Annotated in this window: 3 protein-coding genes; 2 read left to right on the top strand and 1 reads right to left on the bottom strand. The window is 47.1% G+C overall.

The features are described 5' to 3' along the window. A partial coding sequence (locus V7D78_RS14895) for a winged helix-turn-helix transcriptional regulator (protein ID WP_333609247.1) occupies window positions 1-364 on the bottom strand: 364 nt, incomplete at its 3' end. 135 nt (window positions 365-499) lie between these two features. Between V7D78_RS14895 and ald the strand changes: the two genes are divergently transcribed. Further along, on the top strand, window positions 500-1615 hold the full coding sequence (gene ald / locus V7D78_RS14890; RefSeq protein ID WP_333609246.1) for an alanine dehydrogenase: 1116 nt from the start codon (window positions 500-502) through the stop codon (window positions 1613-1615). Window positions 1616-1971: 356 nt separating this feature from the next. After that, on the top strand, window positions 1972-2181 hold the full coding sequence (gene cspE / locus V7D78_RS14885; protein ID WP_027670166.1) for a transcription antiterminator/RNA stability regulator CspE: 210 nt from the start codon (window positions 1972-1974) through the stop codon (window positions 2179-2181). Window positions 2182-2276 lie beyond the last annotated feature (95 nt).

Here is a 2276-nt window from a genome sequence, read left to right as displayed (position 1 = left end):
TGGCGACCCGGGTTTTCAGTAAAAAATCAAAACTGCCCGACACCAGATGGCATTCCTGGATTTCTTGCAGCTTTTGCACCGCTTTACTAAACTCATCAAAATCTTCGGGCGAGGTTTTACTTAAGGTGATTTCGACAAACACCAACAAGGCCGCCCCGACTTTATGCGGGTCGACCAGCGCGGTATAGCCAATAATATAGCCCTCGGCTTCCAGCTTACGTACCCGTTCCAGGCAGGGCGTTGGGCTTAACCCTACCCTGCGGGCCAGTTCGACATTGGCTAAACGCCCATCTCGCTGTAATTCGACTAAAATATTGCGATCAATCCGGTCTAACTTCTTGATACTCTTACTTAAAGAATACATAGCAGTGAAATATTCCTGTTTTACATTTTAAACAGAATTTTGCACTGGATAGCGCCACCAAAACAAGCATTAATTCTGCTTTTTTGCTTGTATACTGCGCAAAAATCTTACCCAACCCAACCAAGGTGGAACATTATGATTATCGGTGTACCAAAAGAAATAAAAAACCATGAATACCGTGTCGGCATGACCCCAGCCAGTGTCCGTGAGTTAATTGGTCATGGCCATAGCGTCTTTGTAGAACATAATGCCGGTAGTGGCATTGGTTTTACCGATGCCGATTATGAAGCTGTTGGCGCCAATGTACTGGCCACGGCCGCTGAGGTATTTGCCAAAGCCGAGATGATTGTAAAAGTAAAAGAGCCACAACCCGCTGAGCGCGCTATGTTGCGTGAAGGTCAGATTTTATTTACTTACCTGCACCTGGCCCCCGATTTACCGCAAACTCAGGATCTGATCGCCTCTAAAGCAGTCTGTATTGCCTATGAAACCGTGACCGATAACAAAGGTGGCTTACCGTTATTAGCGCCTATGTCAGAAGTGGCTGGCCGCATGTCAATTCAGGCCGGTGCCCGTGCGCTGGAAAAATCCTGTGCCGGTCGCGGCATGCTATTGGGCGGCGTACCTGGTGTTGCCCCGGCAAAAGTGGTGATCATCGGTGGCGGTATGGTTGGCGCAAATGCCGCGCAAATGGCCGTTGGCATGGGTGCAGATGTGACGGTTTTAGATCGTAACGTAGATGTATTACGTCGCATCAATGCTCAGTTTAATGGTGCGGTAAAAGCCATCTACTCTACTGCTGAAGCCCTAGAGCAAGAAGTGCTGGCTGCAGATTTAGTGATTGGCGGTGTGTTAGTGCCAGGTGCAGCGGCTCCGAAACTGGTGACACGTGAGCATATCAAGCGCATGAAGCCAGGCTCCGCTATTGTCGATGTGGCCATTGACCAGGGCGGCTGTGTTGAAACCTCTAAACCAACCACCCATGCTGACCCAACCTATATCGTTAATGATGTCGTGCACTACTGTGTAGCCAATATGCCAGGGGCTGTGCCACTGACCTCTACCTTTGCGCTGAACAATGCCACCCTGCCCTTTATTATCCGTCTGGCGAATAAAGGCTATAAAAAGGCGCTGCAGGAAGACAAGCACCTGTTAGCCGGCTTAAACGTCTATCATGGCAAAGTCACCAATCAAAGCGTGGCGGAAGCGTTAGGCTTTGCCTATGTGGCGCCTGAAGTGGCAATTGGCTAAGCCATAAAGCAGGCTCTTAGTCACAAGCTTTAAGTAACCCGCTTTAAGTAATACAGTAAAAACGCCAGTGTCATCTGGCGTTTTTTTATTTTCAGCGCTAAGTGAATTTATTTTGCAAATTACGTATTTATTTAGCAATAGTGCTATACATTCCGCGCAGACCTGTTATAGTGCTTTCCGGCCTGTAGAGCAGACCTATGTAACAACATGTTTTTGAACACTTCGCTACACAGCTTCATTAGTAAGTCATGTCCCTGAAGATTCACGCACGTTTGGCCGCATAAGTAAACAAACAGTCAGGCTAACAAGCGCATTTAGCGTCAATTAGTTTCATTAAAAATTTTTAGGAGTCATTCATGGCTAAAGTAACTGGTGTAGTAAAGTGGTTTAACGCTGATAAAGGTTTCGGATTCATCACTCAAGATAACGGCGGCGCTGACGCTTTCGTTCACTTCCGTGCAATCCAAACTGAAGGTTACAAAACCTTAAACGAAGGCCAACGCGTTGCTTTCGAAATCGAACAAGGCCAAAAAGGCCCACAAGCTGCTAACGTTACTGTACTGTAACTTACCACTTGTAAACTGAATTCATTCAGAGAAAACGGTCAGCTTGCTGGCCGTTTTTTTTGGCTCGTATATGACCTCATGCCAGCCAACACCAA

This window comes from Arsukibacterium sp. (assembly GCF_036735525.1).
In the GTDB taxonomy this organism is placed as follows: domain Bacteria; phylum Pseudomonadota; class Gammaproteobacteria; order Enterobacterales; family Alteromonadaceae; genus Alishewanella.
This window is presented reverse-complemented; position numbering and strand designations above follow the sequence as displayed.

Coding starts and splice junctions, on each gene's coding strand:
- ald (WP_333609246.1), top strand. CDS start 500: ATGATTATCGGTGTACCAAAAGAAATAAAAAACCATGAATACCGTGTC.
- cspE (WP_027670166.1), top strand. CDS start 1,972: ATGGCTAAAGTAACTGGTGTAGTAAAGTGGTTTAACGCTGATAAAGGT.